Raw genomic sequence first — 20,642 nt, forward strand, 5'->3', positions numbered from 1 at the left:
CTGTCCCAAGTGTGAAAGCGGATCAGCGTGCGCTGGCGCGCAGCGCTTCGATGCGATCCTCCAGCGGCGGGTGGCTCATCAGCAGGCCGGCCAGGCCGTGCTTGAGGCCGCCATTGATGCCGAAGGCGTTCAGGGTGTCGGGCATCTGCACCGGCACGCCCTGTTCCGAACGCAGGCGTTGCAGCGCGGCGATCATCGCGCCGGTGCCGGCCAGGTGGGCACCGGCGGCGTCGGCGCGGAACTCGCGGCGACGCGAGAACCACATGACGATGATGCTGGCGAGGATGCCGAGCACCAGTTCGGCGAAGATGGTCGCGACGAAGTAGCCGATGCCCGGACCGTCCTCGTTCTTCAGGATGGCCTTGTCGACGAAGTTGCCGAAGATCCGCGCGAAGAACATCACGAAGGTGTTCACCACGCCCTGGATCAACGCCAGGGTGACCATGTCGCCGTTGGCGACGTGGCCGATCTCGTGGGCCAGGACGGCCTTCACCTCATCGGGCGAGAAACGTTCGAGCAGGCCCTGGCTGACCGCGACCAGCGCGTCGTTCTTGTTCCAGCCGGTGGCGAAGGCGTTGGCCTCGTAGGCGGGGAAGATGCCGACCTCCGGCATCTTGATGCCGGCTTCGCGGGACAGCTCTTCGACGGTCTGCAGCAACCACTGTTCGTGACGGGTGCGCGGTTGGCTGATGACTTCGGTACCGGTGCTCATCTTCGCCATCCACTTGGAGATGAACAGCGAGACCAGCGAACCGGCGAAACCGAACACGGCGCAGAAGACCAGCAGGCTGCCGTAATTCTGGCCGGTGAAGCGGTCCACCCCGAGCAGTTTCAGGGTGATGCTGGCAATCACCAGGACTGCCAGGTTGGTGGCCAGGAACAACAGGATGCGCATCATGGTGTAAAGCTTCTCCTCACGGCTGAAGGCACGGAGCGCGGTTCGCAGGCCGCCGGGGCGGGCGAACGGGCTCCTGATAATCATGCGGGGTTATATAAGGGGCGGTCCATGGCGATTCAATCGAGGGACTATTTCAAACTGTGTCGCCTTACGCGCCCAGGTTGCCCTCGAACAGCAGGCGGGTCAGCCCGGCCAGGCGTTCGCCGTCGCCCTGCGCGAGCGCCTGGCGCAACTGGTTGGCCAGGCTGGCCTGTTCGCGGCGCACGCTGGCCGGCGCCTCGGCCAGCGCCGCCGCGGCCCGGGGAACGATACGGGTAAGTCTTAGGAAGGCCTTTTCGCTGAGCACCGCCTGGTCGAGAGCCTCGTAATGGATGGTGCTGGCGAAGCGCAGGTAGCCTTCCTCGGCGAGCCAGAGCAGCGCGCCCAGACAACTTTGGTGACGTTTGCTCGGCAGGCCGAACTCGTCCGGCGCCTCGCGACCGATCAGGTCTTCGACGTAGAGCGCGGTCTTGCGCGGAAACGCCTGGTAGAGAAGCAGGAGGCCGCCAGCGGCGTCCTTGTGGAAGTCGTCGATCTGCAGGTCCATGGATGGGGCGCCAGGCAGGGCGGCGCCAGTGGCGCCGCGGGAACGGGGAGTTTACTGCTGGTAGCCCTTGAGGAAACTGCCGATGCGCAGGATCGCCTGCTCCAGATCGTCGACGCGGGGCAGGGTGACCACCCGGAAGTGGTCGGGCCACGGCCAGTTGAAGGCGGTGCCCTGGACGATCAGCAGTTTTTCCGAGAGCAGCAGGTCGAGGACGAACTTCTCGTCGTTGTGGATCGGGCAGATCTTCGGGTCGATCCGCGGGAAGGCGTACAGCGCGCCCATCGGCTTCACGCAGCTGACGCCGGGGATGTCGTTGAGCAGTTCCCAGGCGCGGTTGCGTTGCTCCAGCAGGCGCCCCGGCGGTAGGACCAGGTCGTTGATGCTCTGGTAGCCGCCCAGGGCGGTCTGGATCGCGTGCTGCGCCGGGACGTTGGCGCACAGGCGCATGTTGGCGAGGATGTCGAGGCCTTCGATGTAGCTCTGCGCCCGCTGCTTGGGCCCGGAGATCGCCACCCAGCCGGAGCGGAAGCCGGCCACCCGGTAGGATTTGGACAGGCCGTTGAAGGTCAGGCAGAGCACGTCCGGCGCCAGCGAGGCGGTGGAGACGTGGACGGCGCCGTCGTAGAGGATCTTGTCGTAGATCTCGTCGGAGAACAGCACCAGGTTGTGCTGGCGGGCCAGCTCGACCATGCCTTCCAGTACTTCCCTGGAATACACCGCGCCGGTGGGGTTGTTCGGGTTGATGATCACCATCGCCTTGGTGTTCGGAGTGATCTTCGCCTTGATGTCTTCCAGGTCCGGCCACCAGTTGGCCTGCTCGTCGCACAGGTAGTGCACCGGCTTGCCGCCGGCGAGGCTGACGGCGGCGGTCCACAGCGGGTAGTCGGGAGCGGGGATCAGCACCTCGTCGCCGTTGTTCAGCAGCGCCTGCATGGACATCACGATCAGTTCCGACACGCCGTTGCCGAGGTAGATGTCCTCGATGCCGACGCCCTCCACCTGCTTCTGCTGGTAATACTGCATCACTGCCTTGCGGGCGCTGAACAGACCCTTGGAGTCGCTGTAGCCCTGGGCGGTCGGCAGGTTGCGGATGACGTCCTGGAGGATTTCCTCGGGAGCTTCGAAACCGAACGGCGCCGGGTTGCCGATATTCAGCTTGAGGATGCGGTGACCCTCTTCCTCTAGGCGTTTGGCGTGCTTGAGCACCGGCCCGCGAATGTCATAGCAGACGTTGGCGAGCTTGTTCGATTTGCTGACCTGCATGATGTGTCGAGTCCCGAAGTGAGCGAACACCGTGGAACAGGCTGCGAAAAGCCCACTGGATCGCGGCTTGGCAGGCTGTAACGCGGATGACAGACTGGCGTCTATAAGGAGCACGCATGATACGTGCGGCCCGTCCCCCGGAAAAGGGAGCGCCGGGCATTTTTCAGATCGCGAGGTAGAGCCGATGAGCAAGATCGACAAACCCCTGGACTCCTGGCGCGAGGAGTTGACCGAGGAGCAGTTCCACATCTGTCGCCTGGGCGGAACCGAACGCGCCTTCAGTGGCGAATACCACGCCACCAAGACCCCCGGGATCTATCGCTGCACCTGCTGTGGCACGGCGTTGTTCGACTCCGACGCCAAGTACGACTCCGGCAGCGGTTGGCCGAGCTATTTCCAACCGGTGGACGCCGAGGCGGTCCGCGAACTGGACGACTTCAGCCACGGCATGCACCGCATCGAAGTCCGCTGCGGCCGCTGCGATGCCCACCTGGGGCATGTCTTCCCGGATGGCCCCCGGCCCACCGGATTGCGTTACTGCATCAACTCGGCCTCGCTGAAGCTGGTGCCGCGGGAGAGCTAGAGAGCGACGACCCGTCTTTGGTTCGGGTCGTTTTTCACTCAATTAGGTTGTGTGCAATTGAGTTGCGAGCTACTTTGTTTCCAGGCCTACCCACGACAAGGAAGACAAGCCATGAGCGATTCGCTGCTGAGCATTCCCTGCACCACCATCAAGGGCGAACAGAAGACCCTGGCCGATTTCGGCGGCAAGGCGCTGCTGGTGGTGAACACCGCCAGCAAATGTGGCTTTACCCCGCAGTACCAGGGGCTGGAGGCCTTGTGGGAAAAATACCGTGAGCGCGGCCTGGTGGTGCTCGGCTTCCCCTGCAACCAGTTCGGCAAGCAGGAACCGGGCGACGAGGGCGAGATTTCGCAGTTCTGCGAACTGAACTACGGGGTGAGCTTCCCGCTGTTCAGGAAGATCGAGGTCAACGGCGCCGGCGCCCACCCGTTGTTCGTCAGCCTGAAGAAGCGCGCGCCGGGCCTGCTCGGCAGCCAGGGCATCAAGTGGAACTTCACCAAGTTCCTGATCGGCCGCGATGGCCAGGTGGTGAAGCGCTATGCACCGACCACCAAGCCGGAGGAACTGAGCTCGGCGATCGAGGCGCTGCTTGGATGAACGCCCAGGGACAAGTCGCCAGGCCGGATGGCGTCGAAGAGTCGCTGCTGCTCGACAACCAGCTGTGCTTCAAGCTGTACGCCGCCTCGCGCGCGGTGATCCGCGGCTATCGGCCGCTGCTCGAACAGATCGGCCTGACCTACCCGCAGTACCTGGTCATGCTGGTGCTCTGGGAGTGGCATGCGAGCCCGCCGGAGCAGCCGACGGTGAAGGCCCTGGGCGACCGCCTGCTGCTCGACTCCGGAACACTGACGCCCTTGCTCAAGCGTCTCGAACAGCTCGGCCTGGTGGATCGTCGTCGTGCCAGTCACGATGAGCGGGAAGTGCACCTGACGCTGACGGTGCCGGGGATCACCTTGCGCGAACGGGTCATTCCGCTGCGCCAGCAACTGATCTGCAGCACCGGTTTCGACCTCAACGAGATGTTCGACCTGCACCAGCGCCTGGGCGGATTGTTGTCGCGCTTCCGTCTGGCGGTGGGGGGCTAGCCGTCGTCGCGAGACCGGCTAGTCGCCCGCGGTGAGCGGGCACCAACGGTCGAGGATGGCTTTCAGTTCGTCGCGGTGGAAGGGCTTGGCCAGGTAGTCGTCCATGCCGGCGGCGCGACAACGTTCGCGCTCGTCCGGCAGGGCGTTGGCGGTCAGTGCGATGATCGGCAGGCCGCCCCAGCGTCCGCTGTCGCGGATCTGCCGGGTCGCTTCGTAGCCGTCCATCACTGGCATGTTGCAGTCCATCAGGACCAGGTCGATGGGATGCTCCTCCAGCATCTTCAGGGCATTCAGCCCGTGTTCGGCGATCCATACCTGGCAGCCGAGCTTGTGCAGCAGGCCCTTGGCGACCAACTGGTTGACCGGGTTGTCCTCCACCAGCAGGACCCTGGTGTTGCGCTGTTCTCCCGTGGTGTCCGAGGCGCTCGACGGGGCTATGGCGGTGTGTTCGAGCACGTGTTTCAGGGCCTGGTACAACTGGTTGCGACTCAGCGGCCTGGCCAGTTGGCGCAACGGCGACAGGCGGCGGGCCAGCTCCGGTTCGAGGAAACTGCCGTAGGCGGTGACCAGCAGGATCGGCGTACCGATGCTCGGACGCAGTCCCATCAGGCAATCCGGGCAATCCGATATCAGTACGTCGAGCGAGTGGCCGAGCAGGCTGTCGTCGGTCTCCAGACGCTTGTACTCCAGGCCCCAGCGTGGCAGCCAGGTTTGCAGCAGCTGCGCCAGCCCGCTGTTGGCCGAGCATTGCGCGATCACCCGGCCGCGCAGCGGCAGCGCCTGCAGCGGAGGGCTGACCGGCGCCAGCGGCAGGCCGACGCTGAACAGGCTGCCCAGGCCGACCGTCGACTCCACCGTCAGTTCGCCCTGCATGGCCTCGCACAGCTTGCGCGTGAGGGCCAGGCCGAGGCCGGTGCCGCCGTATTGGCGGGTGATACCCGCGTCGGCCTGGGTGAACGGTTGGAAGATGCGATCCAGCGCCTCCTGGGCGATACCGATGCCAGTGTCGCGCACACTGATGCGCACACCCTCGGCGGTGGCTTCCACGCGAACGTCGACCCGCCCCAGGCGGGTGAACTTCAGCGCGTTGGACAGCAGGTTGCTGACGACCTGGCGGATCCGCGTCGGGTCGCCGGAAACCTGGGCGGGCAGGGTGGGGTCGACCAGGCAGGTCAGCTCCACGCCGGCCGCGGCGTTCTGCGAGAGGAGGCTGGCGGTGTCTTCCACCAGGACGCCCAGGTCGAACGGGATCTGTTCCAGGACCAGTTGCCCGGCCTCGAACTTGGAGAGGTCGAGCACGTCGTTGAGCAATTCCACCAGCACCTTGCCGGAGTCGTGGGCGATCGACAGCTGTTGGCGCTGTTCCGGGGTAAGCGGGCCGTCGAGGCTCAGCGAGAGCATGCCGAGCAGGCCGTTCAGCGGGGTGCGGATCTCGTGGCTCATGTTGGCCAGGAAGCTGGCGCGGGCCTGGGCCATGTCGAGAGCGGTCTGGCGGGCTTCTTCGAGTTCCTGGTTGGACAGCGTCAGGCGCGCGTTGGCTGCCTTCAGCTCGGCGGTACGGGCGGCGACGATGCTTTCCAGCTCCTCCAGGTACTGGGTCAGGCGGTTCTCCGCCTCCCGGCGCTGTTCGATCTCAACCGAGATGCGCCCGAGCTGGCGGTTGATGACTTCCACCAGCACGCCGATCTCGTCGCGTTCGTGGCCCTTGGGGCAGGGCAGGCGCATGCGTGCCGGCGAGCGTGGATCGTGTCCGCTGAGGGCCTGGATCAGGCTGACCAGGGGCTTGGTCAGCAGGGTATAGAAGAGCACCAGCAGGATCAGCGACAGCAGCAGGCTGCGCACGAAGCCGGAGAGCAGGGTGATGCCGGCGCGACGGAGGAAGTCGTTGCCGAACACGAAGGTGTCGATTTCCAGGTGCAGTACGCCGAGGGCCTCGCCCGGCGCATGGTCGACATGCAACGGGTCCTCGTAGACCCGCTTGTGGCCGAAGAGGAAGTCGCTGAGCGGCCGCAGGCGGCTTTCGGCGGGTTCGCGCGAGGCGCTGGCCAGCGGCAGGCCGGAGGTGTCGATGATTTCCGCACGGACCACGGCGGGCGAGCGCAGCAGGCCGAGGACCAGCTCCTGGGCCAGCTCCGCATCGATGTTGTAGGCGATTCGCGCGGCGGGGTTGTGGCTGACGTCCAGCAGCGCGCGCACTTCGCGATTGATGGATGCGTCCTGGCTGGCATAATCGACGCCAACCTGAATCAGGCTGAGCAGGGTTCCCAGGATAAAGGCCACCAGCACGGTGAGGCTGGCCTGTTTGAACGACAGGCGATGGGTCAGCGCTATATCCATGGGGGCGGGGATCAGCCTTGGCGAGGTTCTGCCGCCTAGCATAGCCCATCCCGACCGTCTGTCGGGGTTCCTGGGCGCAACCGATGATCGATCCGTGACGTCAGTCCGATCCGAGGAGAACACAATGGATTCCCGATTGAGCGATTTTCTTGCCCGCGCCGAAAGCGTGCTCGCGCGCCTGGAGCCGCTGCTGCCGGCCGTACGCGAAGCCGTCGACTGGGAGCGCAGCCTGGCGGCGCGCTGGCACCGCGACGGCCGCAGCGGCTACCTGCAGCCGCTGGAGGTCAGCCTCGACCTGCGCCTGGCCGACCTGCTGGGTGTAGAGCGGCAGCGCGAGCAACTGGAACGCAACACCCGTCAGTTCGTCGCCGGCCAGCCGGCCAACCACGCCTTGCTCTGGGGGGCCCGCGGGACCGGCAAGTCCTCCCTGGTTCGTGCACTGCTGGCCGAGCTGGCCGGCGCCGGGCTGCGTCTGATCGAGATCGAGCGCGACCACCTGGCCGACCTGCCGCGCGTGGTCGAGCAACTGCAAGGCCTGCCGCAGCGCTTCGTACTGTTCTGCGACGACCTCTCGTTCGATGCCGGGGAAGGCGACTACCGGGTACTCAAGAGCGTGCTCGACGGCTCGCTGGAACAGGCGCCGGACAATGTGCTGCTCTACGCCACCTCCAACCGCCGGCACCTGGTTTCGGAGAAGCAGAGCGACAACGAGAACTGGAAGATGGTGGACGGCGAGCTGCATCCCAACGAAGCGGTGGAGGACAAGATCGCCTTGTCCGACCGTTTCGGCCTGTGGCTGTCGTTCTATCCCTTCACCCAGGAGCATTTCCTCAGCGTGGTTCGCCACTGGGTGGACGTGCTCGCGGAGAAGGCCGGGCTGGCCTGGAGCTGGAGCGAGGAGCTCGAGAAGGAAGCGATCCGCTGGGCGCTTGGCCGCGGCAACCGCAACGGCCGTTGCGCCTATCAGTTCTCCCGCTACTGGGTGGGCAAGCAACTGCTGGAGCGCCAGGCATGATCGATCTGCAGCAATCTGGCGCCGGGCTGGCCGGCTACGCCCTGCTGGCGGCGCAGGCCGAGGCGCTGTTCGCCGACGAGCGCGATTTCATCGCCAACGCCGCGCAGTTCTCCGCCTTTCTCTTTCATGAGCTGGGCGACCTGAACTGGGCCGGCTTCTATCTGAACCGCAACGAGGAACTGGTCCTGGGGCCGTTCCAGGGCAAGGTCGCCTGCGTCCGCATTCCCTTCTCCAAGGGCGTCTGCGGCGCCGCGGCGCGTACCCGGCTGACCCAGCGGGTCGACGACGTCCACGCGTTTCCCGGCCACATCGCCTGCGATAGCGCTTCCAGCAGCGAACTGGTGGTGCCCCTGCTCAAGGACGGCCGCCTGGTCGCTGTGCTCGATCTGGACAGCCCGAGCGTGGGACGCTTCAGCGCCGAGGACCAGGCCGGGATCGAAGGCCTGGTGGAGATATTCCTGCGCCTGACGGACTGCTGAGCGACGCGTTCAGGCTTTCGCTGCGAGCTTGTCGAGGGTCCGTCGTTCCCCCGGCAGCAGCGCTTGCATCGCCGGGCGTTCGAGCATCCGCGCGAAATGCGCGGCGAGGGCCGGCCAGCGTTGCTCGTCCAGGTTTTCGCCGGCGTGACGCAGGTTGACCAGTTGGCTGGCGATCGCCAGGTCGGCGAGGGTCAGCCGCTCACCGACGAAGAAGGCCCGGCCGTCGAGATGGTTTTCCAGGTAATCGAAGTGCGCTGGCAGCTTTTCCTCCAGCGCGCGACGTACGTCGTTCTCCTCGCAGGCCTGGCCCATCGCCGGCTTGAGTATCCGGTTGCGGAAGATCGTCAGCGTGGCCAGGGGAGCGATCTCGTAGTCGGCGTATTTTTCCAGCCAGCGCACCGCTGCGCGGCCGGCGGGGGCCTCGCCCTGGAGATTCGGCGGTTCGGGATAGCGTTCTTCCAGGTACTGGCAGATCACGCTGGAGTCGGCGAGGGCCAGGTCGCCGTCGCGCAACGCCGGGATGCGGCCCAGCGGGCTGATCTCGCGATACCAGGCCGGCTGGCCGAACGGGGCGATCGCTTCCAGCTGGTAGTCGAGGCCCTTTTCGGCCAGTAGCAGGCGGACCTTGCGGACGAACGGAGACAGCGGGGCTCCGTAGAGTGTCAGGCTCATAGCGATTTCCTCGGTCGATATGAGCCTGGGTTATAGCACGGCTTCCGTGGGCAGGCCGGAGTCAGTCGTAGACGTTCTTCTTCTTCCACAGGTCGTCTGCATCGAGGGCCTTCAATCCCTCGTTGAGTTCGCTGGGGTCCTCGCTCGCCGGCTGGCTGTTGTTCAGCACCATCGCATTGGCGCGGGCCAGTTGCGCCTCCATCTGCTGCAGCTCCGCCTGGTAGCGCGCCAGCTCGGGCTGCTTGCGCAGGTACTGGGCGCCGCGTTCGAAGGCCAGGCGCGCCTGGCGCGGTTCGTTCTGCTGCAGGGCCTGCTGGCCGAGATTGCCGAAGAACTCGATATGCAGGCGCACCAGGAGGTGGCGGATTTCCTTGACCCAGATCTGCGCCTCGCTGCGCGGCAGGTGGCCGTCCTGGGTGAAACGGGTGAGCTGGGCATGCAGGGCTTCGAAGAGGAAGCGGACTTCCTTGGCCTTGTCCTCGGTCAGGATCGCCTGGGGCGGATTGCGCACCGGGATCGACTCGCCCTTGGCGACCAGCGCGCGCAACTCTTCTATACGAGCCTTGAGCCCGGCATCGGCTTTCTTCTCCAACGCCAGTTGCTGCTCGCTGAGGCTGAGCTCGATCTGGCTCATCAACAGCTTCAGCGACGGGCTGACGAACTGGCCGGGAAGGCTCTCGGAAATCTGCGCGCAGCGCCGGACCCGGTCGTTGAGTTCGGCCTTCAGGCGCGCTTTCTCCAGCTTGCTGTTTTCCACCACGTGGTTGATATAGCCAATGGCGATGAGGAGGGCGATCCCGCCGATGATGAGGGCGGTAATGAGGAGTGGCGACACCTTGAGACTCCGCTGTAAGAATTTTCTTAGTCTAATGTCTTGGTGCTACCACTGATAGCAGCAGCTCATTATTTGCACAGAAGTCTTTGATTTAAAAAAATTTTCTCAGAAGGGTTGACGCCTCCCCGGACGCTCCATAAAATGCGCGCCACTTCCAGCGTGAAGCCAAACGCGAAACACTGGAAGCCGGAAAGATCTGTTGTAAGTTCCGGGCCGCGTCCCCTTCGTCTAGTGGCCTAGGACACCGCCCTTTCACGGCGGTAACAGGGGTTCGAGTCCCCTAGGGGACGCCATTGCGGGAATAGCTCAGTTGGTAGAGCACGACCTTGCCAAGGTCGGGGTCGCGAGTTCGAGTCTCGTTTCCCGCTCCAGATTCTACAGCCTGGCTTCGGCGGGGTTGATGAAAGTTAGGCGTCAAAGGTTCGGTTTCGGCCGAACGGGCAACAAGTTGTAACGCGGGAATAGCTCAGTTGGTAGAGCACGACCTTGCCAAGGTCGGGGTCGCGAGTTCGAGTCTCGTTTCCCGCTCCAAACATGACCCAGGTTTCGGCCTGGGTCGAAGAGAAAAGGGCCTTCGGGCCCTTTTTTCGTTTCTGCGCGCCAGGCTGCTCGTCCCGGTCTCCTTTCTTGCCTCGTTCTGCCGTTCAAGCCCCGCTGTCTCGCGGTAGCGAGGACGTCCCGGGGCCCGCGCGCTGGACGCCTTTCCCGTCGCGTTCGGCGGCGGAGGCGGGCGCGGTCGCTCGCCAGGCTTCTGGGGTAAGATTCGTTCCGGGCACCGGCTGCGTTGCGCCGCAAGTAGGTGCAGGCTGGCGCGAGCGAGCCGGCTCTGTCGGGGTGTTCCCGTCGCCGGACGTTGTCGGCTTCGTGCTTGTATTTTCAACCTCATACGGACATGACCCTGATCCCGGCAATCCCGGGCGGGCTTCGTGCAACTTGCGCGGGAGCGTGGCACCTATGCAGATCGGCAGGCCGCGGCGGGACAGTCTCTTTCATTTCGGTATCGTGATCGCCGCGCTCGCGGCCGTCCCGTTGCTCATGGCGCCGCTGGTGTACCAGCAGGCCAGGATGCGTGCCGAAGGCGAGGCCGCGGTAACCTCTGTCGCCATTCTTCGCCAGTTGGACACCCTGCTCGGCGTTGTCTCGGACAGCCTGGACAAGAGCCAGGAGGCGGTGGGCAAGCCGTGCCGGGAGGTCCTGGGCCGATTGACCCGGATGACCATGCTGAGCCCGTATTTCCGCTCGCTGGTCCTAGTGGAACGCGAGAACGTCTATTGTTCCTCCCTGCGGGGCGAGTTGCACGACCTGCCGTTGCAGGTGGCCTTCAAGGCCTTGGGCAGCCTACCGGCCGGGCAGCGCATCACCCCCAGCAACGCGACGCCGCAGGTACCGGAGCGGGCTTCGGTCATCATGTCGCGTGGCGATGAAAACGGATCCGGCGTGCTGGCGATAATCGACGGTCAGTACCTGCTGGATATCCAGCAGGCGGCTTCCTACGACGAACAGTTCCAGGTGCAGATGGTCCTGAGACAGTCGCAGAGACAGCTACCCGGCGGCGCGCCCGCCACCGGTGATGGCGTCGCCGTGGCGGCTTCGGCAAGGTTTCCGGTCGAGGTGCGGGTGGCGGTCGCTCCCGCGCTGGCCAGCGCCTATCGTGCCGATGCCTGGCGGCATTACGCCCCCTTCATCCTCCTGGCCGCGTTGCTGGCGGGATATCTGGCGCACCTGTTCTGCCGTCGCCGGCTGTCGCTGGTCGGCGACATGTATCGGGCCATGCGCGCCCGTGAGTTCCACATGGTCTACCAGCCGATCATCCACCTCGATACCGGAGAGTGCCGGGGCGTCGAGGCGTTGGTGCGCTGGCAGCGGCCGGACAGGAGTCAGGTGCGGCCGGACATCTTCATTCCCCTGGCCGAAGACAACGGCATGATCGGCGATCTGACCCGGCACATCTTCGGCCTGGTCGCCGCCGACCTGGCGCAACTGGGCCTGGGGGCGGGCGATCATCTCGGTGTCAATGTCAGTGGCTCGCACTTGGCGGGCCATGGGTTCGTCGACGACGTGCGGCGTTTGCTCGGCGCCATCGGCAGCGAAGGCCCGCAACTGGTCCTGGAAGTCACCGAGCGCGAGGCGCTGCCGCACGATGCGCAGTTGCAGCACAACATCCAGCAACTGCGCGAGCTTGGCGTGCAATGGGCGCTGGACGATTTCGGCACGGGGCAAAGCTCGTTGTCCCACCTGCAGAAGCTGCATGCGGACTTTCTCAAGATCGATCGCTCGTTCGTCAGCAGCGTCGGCAGCGGATCGGTGAATGCCGTGGTGCTGGAGACGATCATCACGCTGGCGCAGCGCCTGGACCTGGCCATGACCGCCGAAGGCATCGAGACCCGGGAGCAGGAACAGTACTTGTGCGGGCACAGCATCCAGTGGGGGCAGGGCTACCTGTTTTCCCCGCCGCTGAAGGCGGCCGAGCTCTGGGCGTGGCGCAACAGCCGGCGCGGCGCAGAGCGCGAGGCGCGGGTAGCGGCGAGCTAGAGGGGCAGACGAGCGTGCGGCGGAAGCGCAAAGAGTCGCGCCGGCGTGCGTCCGGCGCGAGGCGATTCAGTGCCGCGGGCTGTCCTCGGGCAGCGCGAGCAACTGCTTTTCGCGGTTCCAGTCGAACGTTTCGCCGCGCTCTTCGGCTTCGTAGCGGCGCTCGTCTAGGCGCTGGAACAGGTCGATCTCTTCGTCCGGCATGAAGTGCAGGCAATCGCCGCCGAAGAACCACAGCAGGTCGCGCGGTACCAGGTGGGCGATCTGCGGATAGCGGTGGAAGACCTGGGAAATCAGGTCCTGGCCGAGATATTGGGCGCCTTCCGGGTCGCGTGGCAGCTCGTCCATCAGTTCGTCGAAACGCTCGAGGAACAGCCCGTGGTTTTCTTCCGGCACCTGCTCGGCCTCGCCCAGGGCGCCGAGGATGTTGCGCAGGTGCTGGAGCAGGGCGAGGTGGTGCTCGAGGTAGGAGTTGGCCATGACGGGTCCTCTGGAAAAAAGCTGGGCAGTATAAAGGGTTTCGCGGCGCCGGCCAGTTTCAGCGGATCGCCGGGGACTGGCTCTGGCGCCGGCGGTTTTCCAGTTGCCGGCGTTCGCTGTCGAGGCGCCGCTGGTCCTGCTCCAGGCGCCAGCGTTGCTGGTCCAGTTGCTGCTGGCGGATCAGGTTGTCCTGCATTTGCCGCTGCTGCCGTTGCCGCTGCAGGTTCTGCTGCTGGCGTTGCAGTTGGTCCTGCTGCAGTTGCAGGCGTTGTTCGTCGAAGCGCTGGCGCTGTTCCTGGAGCTGGCGCTGGCGTTGCTCGGCGGCGCGCTGCACGGTTTGCTGGTGCGGCTGTACGCCATAGGGCGCCGGCGGTGCGGCCTGCACCAGGGGCAGGAGGAGAAACGAGGCTGCCAGGCCGGTGGCAAGTAGCTTGAGCATGATGGCCTCCCGTACGTCAGGGATGTGCCCGTCGATTCTAGCCAATCGCCCGGGGCTGGGTGGGTGAAGACGACAAAGGCGCCGGAAGGCGCCTTTGTCGCTTGCGACCGTCGCTTTGCCGCGGAGTGTCAGCGGATCCTGCCGTCGGCCAGTTGCAGTTCTTCCTTGGCGAAGTCGTCGACGTCGATCACCTTGCGCCGTGCCGCTTCGGCCTGGTGCAGGGCCTGCGCCTGCTCGGCGCTCAGCACGCCGGCGGCGGCGCCGGCATCGATCGGGTTCTGCCCCGCTTGCGGCTGGACCCTGCCTTCCTTGATCGCCTTGTGCAGGGTTTTCTCCAGCGCGGCGCTTTCGCGTACCGCGTCGAAGGCGTGGGCGAGGGCACCGACCGGGTCCTGCGGGTCCTTCGGCAGGAACGCGCCGGCGAGGATCGCCTGCAACGCCGGGTCGTCGTCCGGACGGCCGAGGATTTCCGCGATCTCGGCGTCCAGTTCGTCGCCCGGCCCTTTGTGCCGGCGGCCGAACGGCAGTACCAGGACCTTCAGTGCGCAGCCGAAGAAGCGGCTGGGGAAGTTGTTCAGCAGGTCCTCCAGCGCCGCCTCGGCCTTGCCGAGGTTTTCCTCCATGGCCCAGCGCAGCAGCGGATGCAGGTAGTCCGGGTTGCCCAGGTCGTGGTAGCGCTTGAGCGCCGCCGAGCCCAGGTAGAGATAGCTGAGGACGTCGCCGAGACGCGCGGAGAGGCGTTCCTTGCGCTTCAGTTCGCCGCCCAGCAGCATCATGCTGAAGTCGGCGAGCAGGGCGAAGGACGCCGCCAGGCGGTTCAGCGCGCGGAAGTAGGGACGGCTGATGCGGTCGCCGGGCGCGTTGCCGAGGTGGCCGCAGCTGAGGCTGAGGAGGAAGCTGCTGGCGGCGTTGCCGACGGCGAAGCCGATGTGCTTCACCAGCAGCGCGTCGAACTCGCGGGCGGCCTGGTCCTTGTCCTCGCGCTGGGCCAGTTCCATCTCCTTGAGTACGTACGGATGGCAACGGATCGCGCCCTGGCCGAAGATCATCAGGTTGCGCGAGAGGATGTTCGCGCCTTCCACCGTGATGAAGATCGGCGCGCCCTGCCAGGAACGACCCAGGTAGTTGTTCGGGCCCATGATGATGCCCTTGCCGCCATGGATGTCCATGGCATGGGCGATGCACTCGCGGCCGCGCTCGGTGAGGTGGTACTTGAGGATCGCCGAAAGCACCGAGGGCTTCTCGCCGAGGTCCACCGCGTTGGCGGTGAGGATTCGCGCGCTGTCCATCAGCCAGGCGTTGCCGCCGATGCGGGCGAGCGCCTCCTGGATGCCTTCGAAGGCGGCGATCGGCACGTTGAACTGCTCGCGGACCTGGGCGTAGCGACCGCTGACGTAGCTGCTGGCCTTGCCGGCGCTGGTGCCCACCGCCGGCAGCGAGATGGAGCGTCCGACCGACAGGCAGTTCATCAGCATCATCCAGCCTTTGCCGATCATTTCCTGCCCGCCGATGATGTACTCCAGCGGCACGAACACGTCCTTGCCGGAGTTCGGACCGTTCATGAAGGCGGCGCCCAGCGGCACGTGGCGGCGACCGATCTCGACCCCGGGGGTGTCGGTGGGGATCAGCGCCAGGGTGATGCCCAGGTCCTCCTCGTCGCCCAGCAGATGGTCCGGGTCGTGGCACTTGAAGGCCAGGCCGAGGAGGGTGGCCACCGGACCGAGGGTGATGTAGCGCTTTTCCCAGGTCAGGCGCAGGCCGAGCACCTCGCGACCTTCCCATTCGCCCTTGCAGACGATGCCGACGTCGGTCATGCCGCCGGCATCGGAGCCCGCGTAGGGGCCGGTGAGGGCGAAGCAGGGAATGTCGTCGCCCTTGGCCAGGCTCGGCAGGTAGCGCTGGCGCTGCTCGTCGGTGCCGTAGTGGAGCAGCAGCTCGGCCGGGCCGAGGGAGTTCGGCACCATCACCGTCGAGGCCAGGTCGCCGCTGCGGGTGGCGAGCTTCATCACCACCTGCGAGTGGGCGAAGGCGGAGAAGCCCTTGCCGCCGTACTCCTTGGGAATGATCAGGCCGAAGAAGCCGTGCTGCTTGATGAAGGCCCAGGCTTCTTCCGGCAGGTCCATGCGCTGTCCGATGTCCCAGTCGCTGACCATGGCACAGAGTTCTTCGGTCGGGCCGTCGACGAAGGCCTGCTCTTCTTCGGTGAGTTGCGCCTTGGGGTAGTCGAGCAGCTTCTGCCAGTCCGGGCGGCCGCTGAACAATTCGCCATCCCACCACACGGTACCGGCCTCGATGGCCTCGCGCTCGGTGTCGGACATCGGCGGCAGGACTTTCTGGAACCAGGCGAACAGCGGACCGCTGAGCACGCGCCGGCGCAGGTCGGGCAGGGCGAGGGGAAGCGCCACCGCCAGCCAGAGCAGCCAGAAGACCAGCAGCAGCCAGCCGGGAGCGTGGCTGAACACGCCCATCAGGATCAGGTAGGCGGCGCTGATGCCGAGCGCGGGAGCGGGTGGGGTACGCCGATGGGCGAGGTAAGCGACACCGAGTACCAGTACGACTAACCAGAGCAACAACATGCGGAATCCTCCATGAAGACGCCAGGCGGCGTCTCGAGCTTAGCCCGTTTGCCGCCGTTTGGCGGCAGGGCCGGTCAGCTTGGCCGGTTTGTCACGTTATAGGCGAAAACTTCCCGTTTAGACTGGGACAAATTGCCCGCCGGGAGCCCGCCATGCAGTCCTACCTACAATCCGGCCGCTTCGTGGATAGTGACCACCCCGTGGTGGTGGAGTTCGCAGAAAAATCCCGGGGCAATTCGGCGAAACCGCGTGACCAGGCGGTCGCGCTGTACTACGCGGTACGCGACGGGGTGCGCTACAACCCCTACGTGTTCAGCCGCGATCCGCAGACCCTGAAGGCCAGCCACGCGCTGCAGCAGGGCGAGTCCTATTGCGTGCCCAAGGCCATCCTGCTCGCCGCCTGCGCCCGGCATTGCCGGATTCCGGCGCGCATCGGCCTGGCCGACGTGCGCAACCACCTGGCCACACCACGTTTGCTGGAGGCGCTGCGCAGCGAGGTGTTCGCCATGCACGGCTATACCGAGCTGTACCTCGCGGGCCGCTGGGTGAAGGCCACCCCGGCGTTCAACCGTGCCTTGTGCCGCGCCTTCGACGTCGCCCCGCTGGAGTTCGACGGCGTCGCCGACAGCGTCTTCCATCCGTTCAACCGCCAGGGCGAGCGCTACATGGAGTACCTGGCCGATCACGGCCAGTTCGCCGACCTGCCGGAGGAACTGTTCTTCTCCCACCTGCAGCAGCACTATCCGCACCTGTTCTCCGGCTGCCCGCTGGCCCTGGACGGCGATTTCCAGGCCGAGGCCGGGCAAGATGAAGGGCGTCGATAGTCACCATCAGCCGGCGCGTCTTCCTTCTTCGGTCCATCCTCGGTAGGGTGCGGCATGTCGTCCGGGCGCTCCGGCGACCCATCCGCCGCATCAACCGAAGAGGGAACGCAGAGTATGTTGACCATCTGGGGCCGGAAGAACTCGAGCAATGTGCGCAAGGCGCTGTGGTGCGCCGAGGAGATTGGCCTGGAGTACCGGACGGTGGATGCCGGCGGGGCGTTCGGCCTGGTGGATGAGCCGGCGTTCCGCGCGATGAACCCGAACGGTCGGGTGCCGGTGATCGAGGACGACGGCTTCGTCCTCTGGGAGTCCAACGCCATCGTCCGCTACCTGGCCGCCCGCTATGCGCCGGGCGACCTCTATCCGCAGGACCCGGTGCGCCGCGCCGACGCCGACAAGTGGATGGACTGGACCACCTCGACTCTCGCCGGGCCGTTCCGCGACCTGTTCTGGGGAACGTTGCGTACGCCGCCGGAGCAACGCGACGAGGCCCTGATCGCAAAGGCGCTGCAGACCTGCGGCGAGTTGCTGCGGGTGCCGGACCAGGCCCTGGCCGGCCAACCCTGGCTGTCCGGCGAACGCTTCGGCATGGGTGACATTCCCCTGGGCTGTTTCATCTACGCCTGGTTCGAGATGCCCATCGAGCGCCCGCCGCTGCCCCACCTCGAGGCCTGGTACCTGCGCTTGCGCGAGCGCCCGGCGTTCCGCACCGCGGTAATGACCGAACTGACCTGAGCCGGCTACTGTTGCATTTTGTTACCCGTAGCCTTATCTAGCTCTTCCTCTTCACCTTCCGACACGGGAAGCCTAATGAGTTCCGCCCTGTCCATCCGTCAATTGACGAAAACCTACGGCAACGGTTTCCAGGCCCTCAAGGGCATCGACCTGGACGTCGCCGAAGGTGATTTCTTCGCCTTGCTCGGCCCCAACGGCGCGGGCAAGTCCACCACCATCGGGATTCTCTCGACCCTGGTGAACAAGACCGGCGGTTCGGTCTCGGTGTTCGGCCACGACCTCGACAAGGACCCGGCCGGCCTCAAGCGTTGCCTCGGCGTGGTGCCGCAGGAGTTCAACTTCAACCAGTTCGAGAAGGTCTTCGACATCGTCGTGACCCAGGCCGGCTACTACGGCATCCCGGCGAAGGTCGCCAAGGAGCGCGCCGAGCGCTACCTGACCCAGCTGGGCCTGTGGGACAAGCGCAACGAAGCCTCGCGGATGCTCTCCGGCGGCATGAAGCGGCGCCTGATGATCGCCCGCGCGCTGGTCCACCAGCCGCGCCTGCTGATCCTCGACGAGCCCACCGCCGGGGTCGACATCGAGCTGCGCCGTTCGATGTGGAGCTTCCTCACCGAACTCAACCAGGAAGGCATCAGCATCATCCTCACCACCCACTACCTGGAAGAGGCGGAGCAGCTCTGCCGCAACATCGCCATCATCGATCACGGCGAGATCGTGCAGAACACCAGCATGCGCGACCTGCTGATGACCCTGCATTCGGAAACCTTCCTGCTCGACCTGAAGAACGTCCAGGCCCTGCCGCCGACTCTCGACGGCTACCCGACGCGGCTGGTGGACGATCACACCCTCGAAGTGCAGGTGGAGAAAAGCCAGGGCATCAACGATCTGTTCGCCCAACTGGGCGCGCAAGGCATCGAGGTACTGAGCCTGCGCAACAAGACCAATCGCCTGGAGGAGCTGTTCGTGTCGCTGGTGGAGAAGAACCTGACGAGGATCGCCCGATGAGCAGCGAGCTGAGCGCCAACCTGGTCGCCCTGAACACCATCGTCTACCGCGAGGTGCGCCGCTTCACCCGGATCTGGCCGCAGACCCTGCTGCCGCCGGCGATCACCATGGTCCTGTACTTCGTGATCTTCGGCAATTTGATCGGCCGGCAGATCGGCGACATGGGCGGCTTCACCTACATGGAATACATCGTGCCCGGCCTGATCATGATGTCGGTGATCACCAACGCCTACGGCAACGTGGTGTCGAGCTTCTTCGGCAGCAAGTTCCAGCGTTCGGTGGAGGAACTGCTGGTGTCGCCGGTATCGCCGCACACCATCCTCCTCGGCTACACCATCGGCGGCGTGCTGCGCGGCCTGGCGGTGGGGGTGATCGTGACCATGCTGTCGCTGTTCTTCACCAAGCTGCAGGTGCACCACCTGGGCATCACGGTGCTGGTGGTGGTGCTGACCGCGACCATCTTCTCCCTGGGCGGTTTCATCAACGCGGTGTTCGCGCGCAACTTCGACGACATCTCGATCATCCCGACCTTCGTGCTGACGCCGCTGACCTACCTGGGCGGGGTGTTCTACTCGATCAACCTGCTGCCGCCGTTCTGGCAGACGGTGTCGCTGGCCAACCCGATCCTGCACATGGTCAACGCCTTCCGCTACGGCATCCTCGGCGTCTCCGACATTCGCATCGGCGTGGCCATCGGCTTCATGCTGCTGGCCACCGCGGTGCTCTATCTCGGCTGCGTAAGGCTGCTGGTGAGCGGGCGCGGCATGCGCCAATGAAGCGCTCGAAGGCGTGAAACAGAAGCCCCCGCCATGGGGGCTTCGCGTTTCATCGGCGCGGGCGAGCGAAATCGATGACGAAACGGGTCCAGCCGTCGGCAGACTCGCAGCGGATCTCGCCGCCGTGGGCCTGGACGATGGAGCGGCAGATCGCCAGGCCGAGGCCGGCGTGTTCACCCTGGCCTTCGCGGCGCGCCGGATCGGCACGATAGAACCGGTCGAACAGGCGCGGCAAGCGCTCGGGGGGAATCGCCGGGCCCTGGTTCTCCACGCTCAGGCGTCGGTCGCCGAGACGGATACGGATCTCGCCGCCATCGGCGGTGAAGCGCAGGGCGTTGTCCAGCAGGTTGGCCAGCACCCGCCGCAGCATGCCGCGGTCGCCGGGCAGGCTCAGGCTGCCTTCGCGCAGCAGGCGGATGTCGCGGTCTTCCGCCAGCGGCTGGTAGAACTCCAGCAGCGAGTCGACTTCCGCGCCCAGGTCCAGGGCCTGGCGGCTGGGAGCCAGCAGGCCGTGATCGGCCTTGGCCAGCAACAGCATGTCGTTGACCATCGCGGTGAGCCGTTCCAGCTCCTCGAGGTTGCCGTGCAGGGCCTCGCGATAGTCCTCCAGCGAGCGCGGGCGGGACAATACCACCTGGGTCTGGGTCAGCAGGCTGGTGAGCGGAGTGCGTAACTCGTGGGCGATGTCGGCGGAGAACGCCGAGAGGCGCTGGAAGGCTTCTTCCAGGCGCGCCAGCATGGCGTTCAGCTCGCCGGCCAGGCCGCGCAGCTCCTCCGGCATCCGGCTGGCGTCGAGGCGGGTGGTGAGGGAGTTGGCGGAGACCCGCGCGGCGACCTCGCGCATCCGTCGCAGCGGCGCCAGGCTGGCGCCGGTGGCCCAGGCGCCGAGCAGCGCGGTGGCCAGCGCCGACAGGCTCATGGTCAGCCAGATCAACTGGCGCATGCGTTGCAGGAAGTGCTGGTGATGACTGATATCGAGGATCACGGTGAGTCGCGGCGAAGCGTCGTTGCCGGGCTCCAGCGGGGCGCCGAGTTCGCGGTTGGCGGGCAGGCCGGGGTGCGCAGGCTGCGGCAGGCGCTCGAACCAGAGGCTGCCATCCGGGCCGTTCAGGCGCAGGCCGAGGTCCGGATGGCGTGCCAGTTCGCGCAGCAGTTCCGCTTCGCGGCGGCGCATCTGTTGTTCCGAGCCGAGGCCGCGCAGCTCATCGCGAAACACAGCGAGCTTGGCGGACATCGCCATATGGTCGAGCTCGACGAAATGCTCGTCGATGGCCCTGCTGAAGATCAACCCGGCGATCAGCGAGACCGCCGCCGTGCAGGCGGCGAACAGCAGGCTCAGGCGGACGCCGAGGGACATCCGCGAGCCGAACCCGGCGCTCATTCGTCGCGCTCTTCGAGAACGTAGCCCATGCCGCGCACGGTATGGATCAGGCGCTGCGGGTAGTCGTCGTCGACCTTGGCGCGCAGGCGGCGGATGGCCACCTCGATGACGTTGGTGTCGCTGTCGAAGTTCATGTCCCAG

The 20,642-nt window shown here is 65.8% G+C and carries 21 protein-coding genes and 3 tRNA genes; 13 read left to right on the forward strand and 11 right to left on the reverse strand.

The features are described from left to right. Positions 1 to 22: 22 nt before the first annotated feature. The 3 genes from htpX to HMPREF2886_RS18045 form a co-directional block, all read right to left on the reverse strand. Complete coding sequence (gene htpX, locus HMPREF2886_RS18035) at positions 23 to 898, reverse strand: protease HtpX (RefSeq protein WP_003090915.1); 876 nt, start codon at positions 896 to 898, stop codon at positions 23 to 25. Positions 899 to 1,046: 148 nt separating this feature from the next. Beyond that, positions 1,047 to 1,484, reverse strand: a complete 438-nt coding sequence (locus HMPREF2886_RS18040; RefSeq protein ID WP_033973893.1) for a hypothetical protein — start codon at positions 1,482 to 1,484, stop codon at positions 1,047 to 1,049. A 51-nt stretch (positions 1,485 to 1,535) separates the two neighbouring features. Beyond that, positions 1,536 to 2,747 (reverse strand): pyridoxal phosphate-dependent aminotransferase, encoded by a 1,212-nt coding sequence (locus tag HMPREF2886_RS18045; RefSeq protein ID WP_033973892.1) that lies wholly within the window; start codon positions 2,745 to 2,747, stop codon positions 1,536 to 1,538. Between the two features lie 184 nt (positions 2,748 to 2,931). On the opposite strand from HMPREF2886_RS18045, the gene msrB reads away from it, so the two are divergent. From msrB to ospR, 3 genes are all read left to right on the forward strand, one after another. After that, on the forward strand, positions 2,932 to 3,330 hold the full coding sequence (gene msrB, locus HMPREF2886_RS18050) for a peptide-methionine (R)-S-oxide reductase MsrB (RefSeq protein ID WP_033973891.1): 399 nt from the start codon (positions 2,932 to 2,934) through the stop codon (positions 3,328 to 3,330). Between the two features lie 111 nt (positions 3,331 to 3,441). Then, entirely contained in the window at positions 3,442 to 3,927 is a 486-nt protein-coding gene (locus tag HMPREF2886_RS18055; RefSeq protein WP_024917022.1) for a glutathione peroxidase, read from the forward strand. Then, positions 3,924 to 4,415, forward strand: a complete 492-nt coding sequence (gene ospR / locus HMPREF2886_RS18060; RefSeq protein WP_033973889.1) for a hydroperoxide stress response transcriptional regulator OspR — start codon at positions 3,924 to 3,926, stop codon at positions 4,413 to 4,415. The genes HMPREF2886_RS18055 and ospR overlap by 4 nt, the downstream gene beginning before the upstream one ends. 18 nt (positions 4,416 to 4,433) lie before the next feature. Here the strand turns inward: ospR and sagS are convergent, their stop codons facing one another. After that, positions 4,434 to 6,794, reverse strand: a complete 2,361-nt coding sequence (gene sagS, locus HMPREF2886_RS18065) for a two-component system sensor histidine kinase/response regulator SagS (protein ID WP_033976078.1) — start codon at positions 6,792 to 6,794, stop codon at positions 4,434 to 4,436. A gap of 82 nt (positions 6,795 to 6,876) precedes the next feature. Between sagS and HMPREF2886_RS18070 the strand changes: the two genes are divergently transcribed. Both HMPREF2886_RS18070 and HMPREF2886_RS18075 read left to right on the forward strand, forming a co-directional pair. Next, positions 6,877 to 7,767, forward strand: coding sequence for an ATP-binding protein (locus HMPREF2886_RS18070; protein WP_003090906.1), 891 nt, complete (start codon positions 6,877 to 6,879; stop codon positions 7,765 to 7,767). Beyond that, positions 7,764 to 8,246, forward strand: coding sequence for a GAF domain-containing protein (locus tag HMPREF2886_RS18075; RefSeq protein ID WP_003090905.1), 483 nt, complete (start codon positions 7,764 to 7,766; stop codon positions 8,244 to 8,246). Before HMPREF2886_RS18070 ends, HMPREF2886_RS18075 begins: the two co-directional genes overlap by 4 nt. Positions 8,247 to 8,255: 9 nt before the next feature. On the opposite strand, the gene HMPREF2886_RS18080 is transcribed toward HMPREF2886_RS18075, so the two are convergent. Both HMPREF2886_RS18080 and HMPREF2886_RS18085 read right to left on the reverse strand, forming a co-directional pair. Further along, positions 8,256 to 8,918, reverse strand: a complete 663-nt coding sequence (locus tag HMPREF2886_RS18080; protein ID WP_033970968.1) for a glutathione S-transferase family protein — start codon at positions 8,916 to 8,918, stop codon at positions 8,256 to 8,258. Positions 8,919 to 8,979: 61 nt separating this feature from the next. Beyond that, a complete protein-coding gene (locus tag HMPREF2886_RS18085; RefSeq protein ID WP_033970966.1) occupies positions 8,980 to 9,753 on the reverse strand; it encodes a hypothetical protein in 774 nt (257 codons plus the stop codon). A gap of 217 nt (positions 9,754 to 9,970) precedes the next feature. On the opposite strand from HMPREF2886_RS18085, the gene HMPREF2886_RS18090 reads away from it, so the two are divergent. The 4 genes from HMPREF2886_RS18090 to arr all read left to right on the forward strand — a co-directional run bounded on the left by HMPREF2886_RS18090 (position 9,971) and on the right by arr (position 12,285). Next, positions 9,971 to 10,046 (forward strand) — tRNA-Glu (locus HMPREF2886_RS18090). A 2-nt stretch (positions 10,047 to 10,048) separates the two neighbouring features. Then, positions 10,049 to 10,124: transfer RNA gene (locus tag HMPREF2886_RS18095), tRNA-Gly, on the forward strand. Positions 10,125 to 10,208: 84 nt separating this feature from the next. Next, a tRNA-Gly gene (locus HMPREF2886_RS18100) sits at positions 10,209 to 10,284 on the forward strand. 423 nt (positions 10,285 to 10,707) lie between these two features. Then, positions 10,708 to 12,285, forward strand: coding sequence for an aminoglycoside response regulator cyclic di-GMP phosphodiesterase Arr (gene arr, locus HMPREF2886_RS18105; protein ID WP_033976080.1), 1,578 nt, complete (start codon positions 10,708 to 10,710; stop codon positions 12,283 to 12,285). Positions 12,286 to 12,351: 66 nt separating this feature from the next. Here arr and HMPREF2886_RS18110 read toward each other — a convergent pair whose 3' ends face one another. From HMPREF2886_RS18110 to HMPREF2886_RS18120, 3 genes are all read right to left on the reverse strand, one after another. Continuing rightward, entirely contained in the window at positions 12,352 to 12,762 is a 411-nt protein-coding gene (locus HMPREF2886_RS18110; RefSeq protein ID WP_003090890.1) for a PA2817 family protein, read from the reverse strand. 58 nt (positions 12,763 to 12,820) lie between these two features. Next, on the reverse strand, positions 12,821 to 13,201 hold the full coding sequence (locus tag HMPREF2886_RS18115; RefSeq protein WP_070747984.1) for a PA2816 family glutamine-rich protein: 381 nt from the start codon (positions 13,199 to 13,201) through the stop codon (positions 12,821 to 12,823). A gap of 128 nt (positions 13,202 to 13,329) precedes the next feature. Beyond that, positions 13,330 to 15,777, reverse strand: coding sequence for an acyl-CoA dehydrogenase (locus HMPREF2886_RS18120; protein ID WP_003108955.1), 2,448 nt, complete (start codon positions 15,775 to 15,777; stop codon positions 13,330 to 13,332). Between the two features lie 152 nt (positions 15,778 to 15,929). Here HMPREF2886_RS18120 and HMPREF2886_RS18125 point away from each other — a divergent pair, with 152 nt between their 5' ends. From HMPREF2886_RS18125 to HMPREF2886_RS18140, 4 genes are all read left to right on the forward strand, one after another. Continuing rightward, positions 15,930 to 16,601, forward strand: a complete 672-nt coding sequence (locus HMPREF2886_RS18125) for a transglutaminase-like domain-containing protein (protein WP_033970961.1) — start codon at positions 15,930 to 15,932, stop codon at positions 16,599 to 16,601. Between the two features lie 114 nt (positions 16,602 to 16,715). Next, a complete protein-coding gene (locus HMPREF2886_RS18130) occupies positions 16,716 to 17,336 on the forward strand; it encodes a glutathione S-transferase family protein (protein WP_042164889.1) in 621 nt (206 codons plus the stop codon). A gap of 75 nt (positions 17,337 to 17,411) precedes the next feature. After that, entirely contained in the window at positions 17,412 to 18,344 is a 933-nt protein-coding gene (locus tag HMPREF2886_RS18135) for an ABC transporter ATP-binding protein (RefSeq protein ID WP_033970958.1), read from the forward strand. Beyond that, on the forward strand, positions 18,341 to 19,120 hold the full coding sequence (locus HMPREF2886_RS18140; RefSeq protein ID WP_003090884.1) for an ABC transporter permease: 780 nt from the start codon (positions 18,341 to 18,343) through the stop codon (positions 19,118 to 19,120). Before HMPREF2886_RS18135 ends, HMPREF2886_RS18140 begins: the two co-directional genes overlap by 4 nt. Positions 19,121 to 19,169: 49 nt before the next feature. Here HMPREF2886_RS18140 and HMPREF2886_RS18145 read toward each other — a convergent pair whose 3' ends face one another. Continuing rightward, a complete protein-coding gene (locus HMPREF2886_RS18145) occupies positions 19,170 to 20,501 on the reverse strand; it encodes a sensor histidine kinase (RefSeq protein ID WP_003143740.1) in 1,332 nt (443 codons plus the stop codon). Then, positions 20,498 to 20,642, reverse strand: a 145-nt coding sequence (locus tag HMPREF2886_RS33470) for a winged helix-turn-helix domain-containing protein (protein WP_033886846.1), incomplete at its 5' end; no start/stop codon positions are given. The genes HMPREF2886_RS18145 and HMPREF2886_RS33470, both read right to left, overlap by 4 nt.

The organism is Pseudomonas sp. HMSC066A08 (assembly GCF_001813025.1).
Classification (GTDB): domain Bacteria; phylum Pseudomonadota; class Gammaproteobacteria; order Pseudomonadales; family Pseudomonadaceae; genus Pseudomonas; species Pseudomonas aeruginosa.

Bases quoted from the DNA above. Each gene is read 5' to 3' on its own strand.
- HMPREF2886_RS18125 (WP_033970961.1), top strand. From the start codon at position 15,930: ATGCAGTCCTACCTACAATCCGGCCGCTTCGTGGATAGTGACCACCCC.
- HMPREF2886_RS18070 (WP_003090906.1), top strand. From the start codon at position 6,877: ATGGATTCCCGATTGAGCGATTTTCTTGCCCGCGCCGAAAGCGTGCTC.
- HMPREF2886_RS18130 (WP_042164889.1), top strand. From the start codon at position 16,716: ATGTTGACCATCTGGGGCCGGAAGAACTCGAGCAATGTGCGCAAGGCG.
- arr (WP_033976080.1), top strand. From the start codon at position 10,708: ATGCAGATCGGCAGGCCGCGGCGGGACAGTCTCTTTCATTTCGGTATC.
- HMPREF2886_RS18140 (WP_003090884.1), top strand. From the start codon at position 18,341: ATGAGCAGCGAGCTGAGCGCCAACCTGGTCGCCCTGAACACCATCGTC.
- HMPREF2886_RS18080 (WP_033970968.1), bottom strand. From the start codon at position 8,918: ATGAGCCTGACACTCTACGGAGCCCCGCTGTCTCCGTTCGTCCGCAAG.
- htpX (WP_003090915.1), bottom strand. From the start codon at position 898: ATGATGCGCATCCTGTTGTTCCTGGCCACCAACCTGGCAGTCCTGGTG.
- HMPREF2886_RS18120 (WP_003108955.1), bottom strand. From the start codon at position 15,777: ATGTTGTTGCTCTGGTTAGTCGTACTGGTACTCGGTGTCGCTTACCTC.
- HMPREF2886_RS18110 (WP_003090890.1), bottom strand. From the start codon at position 12,762: ATGGCCAACTCCTACCTCGAGCACCACCTCGCCCTGCTCCAGCACCTG.
- HMPREF2886_RS18145 (WP_003143740.1), bottom strand. From the start codon at position 20,501: ATGAGCGCCGGGTTCGGCTCGCGGATGTCCCTCGGCGTCCGCCTGAGC.
- msrB (WP_033973891.1), top strand. From the start codon at position 2,932: ATGAGCAAGATCGACAAACCCCTGGACTCCTGGCGCGAGGAGTTGACC.
- ospR (WP_033973889.1), top strand. From the start codon at position 3,924: ATGAACGCCCAGGGACAAGTCGCCAGGCCGGATGGCGTCGAAGAGTCG.
- sagS (WP_033976078.1), bottom strand. From the start codon at position 6,794: ATGCTAGGCGGCAGAACCTCGCCAAGGCTGATCCCCGCCCCCATGGAT.
- HMPREF2886_RS18055 (WP_024917022.1), top strand. From the start codon at position 3,442: ATGAGCGATTCGCTGCTGAGCATTCCCTGCACCACCATCAAGGGCGAA.
- HMPREF2886_RS18135 (WP_033970958.1), top strand. From the start codon at position 17,412: ATGAGTTCCGCCCTGTCCATCCGTCAATTGACGAAAACCTACGGCAAC.
- HMPREF2886_RS18045 (WP_033973892.1), bottom strand. From the start codon at position 2,747: ATGCAGGTCAGCAAATCGAACAAGCTCGCCAACGTCTGCTATGACATT.
- HMPREF2886_RS18115 (WP_070747984.1), bottom strand. From the start codon at position 13,201: ATGCTCAAGCTACTTGCCACCGGCCTGGCAGCCTCGTTTCTCCTCCTG.
- HMPREF2886_RS18040 (WP_033973893.1), bottom strand. From the start codon at position 1,484: ATGGACCTGCAGATCGACGACTTCCACAAGGACGCCGCTGGCGGCCTC.
- HMPREF2886_RS18075 (WP_003090905.1), top strand. From the start codon at position 7,764: ATGATCGATCTGCAGCAATCTGGCGCCGGGCTGGCCGGCTACGCCCTG.